The sequence below is a fragment of the Amycolatopsis rhizosphaerae genome (assembly GCF_007713715.1).
Classification (GTDB): Bacteria; Actinomycetota; Actinomycetes; order Mycobacteriales; family Pseudonocardiaceae; genus Amycolatopsis_E; species Amycolatopsis_E rhizosphaerae.
In genome coordinates this window covers 47986-55523 of sequence record NZ_VJWX01000002.1, presented here as the reverse complement: position 1 = coordinate 55523, position 7538 = coordinate 47986, and the positions used below count along the sequence as shown (strand labels likewise).

7 protein-coding genes are annotated in these 7538 nt (G+C 71.0%); 3 read left to right on the top strand and 4 right to left on the bottom strand.

Features of this window, described 5'->3' with window-relative positions; genetic code table 11:
• Positions 1 to 1023 (bottom strand): uroporphyrinogen decarboxylase/cobalamine-independent methonine synthase family protein (locus FNH05_RS00610; RefSeq protein WP_144584750.1); only part of this gene is annotated, 1023 nt, incomplete at its 3' end.
• A 171-nt stretch (positions 1024 to 1194) separates the two neighbouring features.
• Between FNH05_RS00610 and FNH05_RS00605 the strand changes: the two genes are divergently transcribed.
• On the top strand, positions 1195 to 1821 hold the full coding sequence (locus FNH05_RS00605; protein WP_144584748.1) for an LURP-one-related/scramblase family protein: 627 nt from the start codon (positions 1195 to 1197) through the stop codon (positions 1819 to 1821).
• Between the two features lie 86 nt (positions 1822 to 1907).
• Entirely contained in the window at positions 1908 to 2951 is a 1044-nt protein-coding gene (locus tag FNH05_RS00600; RefSeq protein ID WP_144584746.1) for an MBL fold metallo-hydrolase, read from the top strand.
• A 271-nt stretch (positions 2952 to 3222) separates the two neighbouring features.
• On the opposite strand, the gene FNH05_RS00595 is transcribed toward FNH05_RS00600, so the two are convergent.
• Entirely contained in the window at positions 3223 to 4725 is a 1503-nt protein-coding gene (locus tag FNH05_RS00595; RefSeq protein ID WP_144584745.1) for a fatty acyl-CoA synthetase, read from the bottom strand.
• 45 nt (positions 4726 to 4770) lie between these two features.
• On the opposite strand from FNH05_RS00595, the gene FNH05_RS00590 reads away from it, so the two are divergent.
• Positions 4771 to 5214 carry a GNAT family N-acetyltransferase gene (locus FNH05_RS00590; protein WP_222426465.1) on the top strand — a complete coding sequence of 148 codons (444 nt, stop codon included), beginning with the start codon at positions 4771 to 4773 and terminating at the stop codon, positions 5212 to 5214.
• Here FNH05_RS00590 and mnmA read toward each other — a convergent pair.
• Together mnmA and FNH05_RS00580 are read right to left on the bottom strand one after the other, a co-directional pair.
• Complete coding sequence (mnmA, locus tag FNH05_RS00585; protein ID WP_144584743.1) at positions 5204 to 6298, bottom strand: tRNA 2-thiouridine(34) synthase MnmA; 1095 nt, start codon at positions 6296 to 6298, stop codon at positions 5204 to 5206. The genes FNH05_RS00590 and mnmA overlap by 11 nt on opposite strands.
• The gene (locus FNH05_RS00580) at positions 6298 to 7494 is read right to left on the bottom strand and encodes a cysteine desulfurase family protein (RefSeq protein ID WP_144584742.1); all 1197 of its coding nucleotides are present in this window, start codon (positions 7492 to 7494) and stop codon (positions 6298 to 6300) included. The genes mnmA and FNH05_RS00580 overlap by 1 nt, the downstream gene beginning before the upstream one ends.
• Positions 7495 to 7538 lie beyond the last annotated feature (44 nt).

Here is a 7538-nt window from a genome sequence, read left to right as displayed (position 1 = left end):
GCCTTCCGGGGGCTCCACGAACGCTTTGCCCACATCCCTGGTCAGCGACAGGGCCCGGCGCAGCCAGCCGGCGCCCGCCCCGGCCAGACCGCAGGCAGGAGTGGGCACGGCCTGGGTGGCCAGCACCGACCGGTTGAACCCCAGGCGGTCCACCAGGCGGAACGCGGGTGCCGCGACCTCCTTGAGGGTCGGGCGGGTCGCCGGTTCGACGGCGGGGACCAGGCCGAGGAACAGCACCACGCCGCTGTCCAGCGTCTCGCCGAGGTCGTCGAGCAGTGTGGCGGGCGAGCCGTCGAGCCGCGTGGCGTCCAGTGCGAGCGCTCCGGCGCCCGCCGACCGCAGCAGCGCGACCGGCGGCCGGGTCGCGCAGCAGTGCACCACCACCGGCTGTCCGGTCAGCTCGCCCGCCCGCTCGATCGCGGTGGCGAGCAGCTCGCGGGCGCGCGGTTCGTCGACGGCGGGCACCGTGCCGTAGCCGGACGGCGTGGGCAGCGATCCGGCCAGCACGTCGGGCAGCGCGGGTTCGTCGAACTGGACGACGACCTCGGCGCCGGTGCGGGCCTTCAACTCGGCGACGTGCGCCGCCAGCCCTTCGAGCAGGGATTCGGTGAACTCCCGGACGGCGCCGTGGTCGGTCAGCACGCGGTGGCCGCGCGGCAGTTCGATGCCCGCCGCCAGCGTCCACGGCCCGGCGAGCTGCGTCTTGATCACCGGCGGCGTGCCCGCGGCGGCCTCCTGCACGGCGTCGAGGTCCCAGCGCAGCAGGTCCACCGCGCGGCGGTGGTCGTGACCGGGGTGGGTGGCGACCCGGTACCCGCTGGGCACGACCTCGACCGCGAGGTCGACCAGCAGCGCGGCGCTGCGGCCGAGCAGATCGGCGCCGACGCCCCGGGCGGGCAGTTCGGGCAGGTGCGGGAACTCGGGCAACTCACCGAAGACGACGGCGGCCGCTTCGGCGGGATCGGACCCCGGCAGGGAACCGATCCCGGTGGCGGCTCCGGCGGGCCAGGCTCGTTCAGTCACGGCCCCCATTGTGACCGGTGTCGCGATGCGGCCGCCCCGGCACCCCGCGCGCCGCGTCCGGATTTGGGCGAAAGCGCATCGGAAGCCGCGGCGAGGCGGGGATTCCGACATTTCTCCGCAATTCGCCGGGACGCTCCCGCCACCGGTTTTCCGTGGCTAGGCTTTGAAACCATGACAGGCGATTCACGGCGCGCCGGCGGTGGCACGCTGTTCACCGAGCCGATCCTGGTGGTCAACCAGAAGGCCAGACTGGTCGAGACGGTCAGCGAATTCGGGGTCTTCGACCAGTACGGCCACCCGCTCGGCGCCGTGGCCGAGGTGGGTCAAAGCCTGTTCCGGAAAGCCGTGAGGCTGCTGACTAATTACGACCGCCAACTGTCTCACCGTTTTGAGGTCCGCGATGTCGGCGGCAGTGTCGTACTGAAAGTGACGCGTCCGGCGAAAATGGTCAGATCACGATTCCTGGTCACCCGCCCGGATGACTCCCCGATCGGTGAGATCAACCAGGAGAACGTGTTCGGCAAGATCCGGTTCTCGTTCACCGCGCGCGGCGAACCGGTCGGCGAACTGCGCGCCGAGAACTGGCGGGCGTGGAACTTCACGATCACCGACCGGGCCGGCGCGGAGGTCGCGCGGATCACCAAGACCTTCGCCGGGTACCTCGAGGAGGCCTTCACCACCGCCGACAACTACGTGGTCGAGGTGCACGGGCATCTCGCCGATCCACTGGCCAGCATGGTGGTGGCCTCGGCGCTGACCGTCGACACCGCACTCAAGCAGGGCGAAGGCGACACGTGACGCGCGTCTCAACGTGAGCGTGTAGACAATCCGTCCCCGATCGTTTCACAGTAATCGAACAGGGAGCGAAGGGACGATGAGGTCGCGTGGAACCACTCGCCGAGGACACAGCACGTCCGTGGGCCGAACCCGGGATCTACCGGGTGGCGCCCGGTGTCTACCGGATCCCGCTGCCGCTGCCCAATGACGGCCTCCGCGCGGTCAACGTCTACGCCATCACCGACGGCACCAGCCTGGTGATGATCGACTCCGGCTGGGCGCTGGACGAGGCCCGCGAGCAACTGCGCGCCGCGCTCGCCGCGATCGGGGCCGAACTCGGGGACATCAGCCAGTTCCTGGTCACCCACGTGCACCGCGACCACTACACGCAGGCCGTGGCGCTGCGCCGGGAGTTCGGCAACAAGATCGCGCTCGGCGAGCACGAAGAGGCCTCGCTGAAGATCACCGCGAACCCGCAGGGCACACCCATCACCGCGCAGATCCGGCTGCTGTGGCAGGCCGGTGCGGACCCGGTGGTGGACGAGTTGCGCAAGATGTTCGGCGACCAGCCCGCCGAAAGCGACACGACGCTCTGGGAAGACCCCGACCAGTGGCTGACCGAGGGCCGGTTCACCGTGCTGCCGGAACGCGAACTGGACGTGGTGCACACGCCCGGCCACACCGCGGGCCACGTGGTCTTCGACGACGGCGCCGCGGGGCTGATGTTCACCGGTGACCACGTGCTGCCGCACATCACGCCGTCGATCGGGTTCCAGCCCGCCGAAACGGAGATGCCGCTGCGGGACTTCCTCGGTTCGCTGCGGCTCGTGCGCGGCATGCCCGACCGCCGGATGCTGCCCGCGCACGGCCCGGTGTCGGAAAGCGTGCATCAGCGGGTGGACGAACTGCTGGCGCACCACGAACAGCGGCTGGCCACCACCGCCGACACGGTCGTGGCGGGTGCCACCACGGCCTACGAGGCCGCGCAGCGACTGGGGTGGACCCGGCGGGAGCGCCGCCTCGCCGAACTCGACCCGTTCAACCAGATGCTGGCCGTGTCCGAGACGAAGGCACACCTGGATCTGCTGGTCTACCAGGGGAAACTGGCCGCCACCGAGGCCGACGGCGTGCTCCGCTACCGCCTGCCGTAACCGTTCCCGACGACAGGTGCCCGCCCTGGCACTGTGCCGTGAAGGGTCCCTTCACGGTCGTATCGGCCAGGGCTCCGGCAATGTCGCGTGCATGTTGGCCGTGAAGGGTCCCTCACGGTCGATTCGACTGTGAGGGGGCCCCTCACGGCGCCCATTCCTGCCTGCGCGTGGGACACACCCGCCTGAGCGTGGGACTCACCTGACTGAAGGTGGGACACATGCGCACGAGCGTGGGACTCGCCCGGCGGACGTGCCCGGAACGCGGCAATCGTCAGGCGCCGCCCAGCTTCGTGCGCAGCTCCCGCTTGAGGATCTTGCCCGAGGCGTTGCGCGGCAGTTCGTCCACGAAGTGGACCGCCTTCGGCACCTTGAACGCCGACAGGCGCTCCCGCACGTGCTCGACCAGCACGTCCGCGGTCACCTCGTCCTTGGAGACCACGACCGCGGTGATCGCCTCGATCCACTTCGGATCCGGCACGCCGACCACCGCGACCTCGCCGACCGCCGGATGCGTGTACAGCGCGTCCTCCACCTCGCGCGAGGCGACCAGCACCCCGCCGGTGTTGATCACGTCCTTGATCCGGTCGACCACGTAGAGGTAGCCCTGTTCGTCCTGGCGCACGAGATCACCGGAGTGGAACCAGCCGTCGCGGAAGGCCTCCTCGGTCTCTTCGGGCTTGTCCCAGTACCCCAGGCACAGCTGAGGCGAGCGGTAGACGACCTCACCGAGTTCGCCCGCCGGCACGTCGTTGCCCTGGTCGTCGACCACACGCAGTTCGACGAACAGGGCCGCGCGGCCCGCGGATTCGGGGCGCTCGGCGTGGTCGGCCGGGCCGAGGATCGCGGCCAGCGGGCCGATCTCCGACTGGCCGAAGCAGTTGTAGAAACCCAGTTGCGGCATGGCTTCCCGCAGCCGCTCGAGGATCGGTCCCGGCATGATCGACGCCCCGTAGTACGCCTTGCGCAGCGCACCGAGGTCGAGCGTGGCGAAGTCGGGGTGGTTGGCCAGCGCCACCCACAGGGTCGGGGCGGCGAAGAAGGCGCCGTGCCGGTCCTCGGCGAGGCGCCGCAGGATCTCGCCCGGATCGGGCACCTCCAGGAGCGTGTTCGTCGCCCCCACGGCCAGCCAGGGAACCAGGAAGACGTGCATCTGCGCGGAGTGGTACAGCGGCATCACGTGCAGCGGGTCGTCGTCGGCGGCGAGGTCCAGGCCCGCCAGGCAGGACAGGTACTCGTGCACGAGGGCGCGGTGCGTCATCATGGCGCCCTTGGGCCGGGACGTGGTGCCGGAGGTGTAGAGCAGCTGCACCAGATCGGTGTCGGACACCTCGGCGTCCAGTTCGGGCACCGCGCCCGAACTCGCCGTCCGCAGCAGCGAGTCTTCGGTGTCACGCAACGGAACGGCCCGCACCCGGTCCTCGATCCTTGGCAGCAGCGCCGGATCGGCCAGCACGAGCGAGCTGCCGGACTGGGTGAGCAGGTAGTCCAGCTCGTCGCCGGTGAGGTTGTAGTTGATCGGCACGTGCACCAGTCCGGCGCGGGCGCAGGCGAGGAAACCGATCAGGTAGGCGTCGGAGTTCTTGCCGTAGGCGGCGACCCGGTCGCCCTTGGCCAGGCCGAGCGAAAGCAGGTGGGCCGCGGCCCGGGTGACGGTGGCGTCGAGCTCGGCGTAGGTCCACTCCCGGTCAGCGAACCGCAGCGCCACGCGCTGGGGCGTCCTGGCGGCGCTGCGCCGGAGGATGTCCGCGACGGTACTGGAGCGAAGTGAGGTCATGGGAACCCTCCTGGCGACGGTGCCATACTCGGGTGAGTGAACGAAATCCACATTAGACGTGCCCGGGCGGGAGATGTCGAGCACATCGTGACCCTGATCGCGGACGACAGGCTGGGCAGCGCCAGGGAGTCACTCGACGACTTCGAGCCGTACCGGCGGGCCTTCGCCGAGATCGACGCCGATCCGCGGCAACTGCTCGCGGTGGCCGAGGACGCGGGCGGGATCGTCGGGACCCTGCAGCTGACCTTCATCCCCGGGCTGTCCCGGCGCGGCGCGACGCGGGCGCTCGTCGAGGCGGTGCGGGTGCGCGCGGACCGGCGGGGCGCCGGGCTCGGCGGCGAGCTGATGCGGTGGGCGATCGACGAGGCGCGCCGCCGCGGCTGCGCCCTGGTCCAGCTGACCTCCGACGGCACGCGCACGGACGCCCACCGGTTCTACGAGCGGCTGGGTTTCACCGCCAGCCACAAGGGTTTCAAGCTCACGCTGTAGCGGTGATCTTCGCGCTGCCCAGCACGAGATCGCCCGCCGGCTCCGGCCGGTAGAGCACCACGACCTGGCCGGGCGCCACTCCTCGCAGCGGCTCCCGTAACTGGATCCGCACCGTTTCGGCCCCGTCCCCGGCCTCGGCCACCGCTTCCGCGGTGCCGCCGTGCGCACGGACCTGGACCACGCATTCGGTCGGGCCCTCGATCGGGTGCTCGCCCGGCCACACGGGCCGGTCGGCGTGGATCTCGCGGACGGCGAGCCGCTCGGCCGGGCCGACCTTCACGGTGCCGGAAACCGGTTCCAGGGACAGCACGTAGCGCGGCCTGCCGTCCGGCGCGGGCTGTTCCAGCCCCAGTCCCTTGCGCTGGCCGATGGTGAAGCCGTGCACGCCGGTGTGCCGTCCGAGCACGGCACCGGTCTCGGCGTCGACGAGGTCGCCGGGGCGCTCACCGAGCTTGCGCTCCAGGAACTTCTTCGTGTCGCCGTCGGGGATGAAGCAGATGTCGTGGCTGTCGGGCTTGCGGGCCACGGCCAGTTCACGCCGTTCCGCCTCGGCCCGCACGTCGCTCTTGTGCGAATCCCCGAGCGGGAACAGCGAGTGGCGCAGCTGTTCCGGGGTGAGCGAAGCGAGCACATAGGACTGGTCCTTGCCCTCGTCCGCGCTGCGCCGAAGCTCTGGCACGCCATCCACAATGGACAAGCGCGCGTAGTGCCCGGTGGCCACCGCGTCGAACCCGAGCGCCATCGCCTTGTCCAGCAGGGCCTCGAACTTGATCTTCTCGTTGCAGGTGACGCACGGGTTCGGGGTGCGGCCCGCCGCGTACTCGCCGACGAAGCTCTCGATCACGTCCTCGGTGAACCGCTCGGCGAAATCCCAGACGTAGAAGGGGATCCCGAGGATGTCGGCAGCGCGCCGGGCGTCCCGCGAATCCTCGATGGTGCAGCAGCCGCGCGACCCGGTCCGCAGCGTGCCGGGCTTCGCCGACAGCGCGAGGTGCACCCCGACGACCTCGTGCCCGGCGTCCACGGCGCGGGCGGCCGCCACCGCCGAGTCCACTCCCCCGCTCATCGCGGCCAGTACCCGCATCACACCTCCTGCTTCTGCCTGCGCATCCCGGACAGTCCCGCCTGCCGGGCCCTGGCCACCACCGCGGCGATCTCCCGGCCGACCGCCGCCACGTCCTCCCGCGTCGAGGTGTGCCCGAGCGAGAACCGCAGCGAACAGCGCGCCGACACCGGGTCCGCGCCCATCCCGAGCAGCACGTGGCTCGGCTCGGCCACCCCGGCCGTGCAGGCCGAACCGGTCGAGCATTCGATGCCCTTGGCGTCGAGCAGCATCAGCAGGCTGTCCCCGGCGCAGCCGGGGAAGGTGAAGTGCACGTTGCCGGGCAACCGCCCGTCACCGGGCGGCGCGCCGTTGAGCACCGCGTCGGGCACCTCGCGCAGGATGGTCTCGATGAGCTCGTCCCGCAGCGCGGACACGATCTTCGCACGTTCCCCGAGCTCGGCCACGGCGGCCCGGACCGCGGTGGCGAAGGCGTGGATCGCGGGCACGTCCAGGGTGCCGGAACGGACGTCGCGTTCCTGGCCGCCGCCGTGCAGCAGCGGCACACAAGGGGTATCGCGCGAGAGCAGCAGCGCGCCCACACCGTAGGGACCGCCGAGCTTGTGCCCGGTCAGGGTCAGCGCGCTGACGCCGGAGGCGGCGAAGTCGACCGGCACCGCGCCCACGGCCTGCACGGCGTCGGAATGCAGCGGAATGCCGTACTCGGCGCAGATCGCGGCCAGTTCGGGAATCGGGTTGACCGTGCCGACCTCGTTGTTCGCCCACATGACGGTGACCAGTGCCACCGCGCCGGGGTCGGCCTCGACGGCCTTGCGCAGCGTCTCCGGCTGCACGCGGCCGTGGGCGTCCACCTCGAGCCAGGTGACCTCGGCCCCGGCGTGCTCGGCCAGCCAGCCCACCGCGTCGAGCACGGCGTGGTGTTCCACCACACTGGCCAGTACCCGGCGGCGCCGGTCGTCGGCCTGGCGGCGCGCCCAGTAAATCCCCTTGACGGCAAGGTTGTCGCTTTCGGTGCCGCCCCCGGTGAAGATCACCTCCGAGGGGCGCGCGCCCAGTGCGGCGGCGATCCCCTCGCGGGCCTCCTCGACCATCCGGCGGGCCCGGCGTCCGGAGGAATGCAGCGAGGAGGCGTTGCCCACGGAGGACAGCGCCTGGCTCATCGCCGCAACGGCTTCCGGCAGCATCGGGGTCGTCGCCGCATGGTCGAGATAGGTCATCGCTTAACCAGGGTAGACCGTCTGATCGCCCCTTGGGTGGCCAC

Bases quoted from the DNA above. Each gene is read 5' to 3' on its own strand.
- FNH05_RS00605 (WP_144584748.1), top strand. From the start codon at position 1,195: ATGACAGGCGATTCACGGCGCGCCGGCGGTGGCACGCTGTTCACCGAG.
- FNH05_RS00595 (WP_144584745.1), bottom strand. From the start codon at position 4,725: ATGACCTCACTTCGCTCCAGTACCGTCGCGGACATCCTCCGGCGCAGC.
- mnmA (WP_144584743.1), bottom strand. From the start codon at position 6,298: ATGCGGGTACTGGCCGCGATGAGCGGGGGAGTGGACTCGGCGGTGGCG.
- FNH05_RS00580 (WP_144584742.1), bottom strand. From the start codon at position 7,494: ATGACCTATCTCGACCATGCGGCGACGACCCCGATGCTGCCGGAAGCC.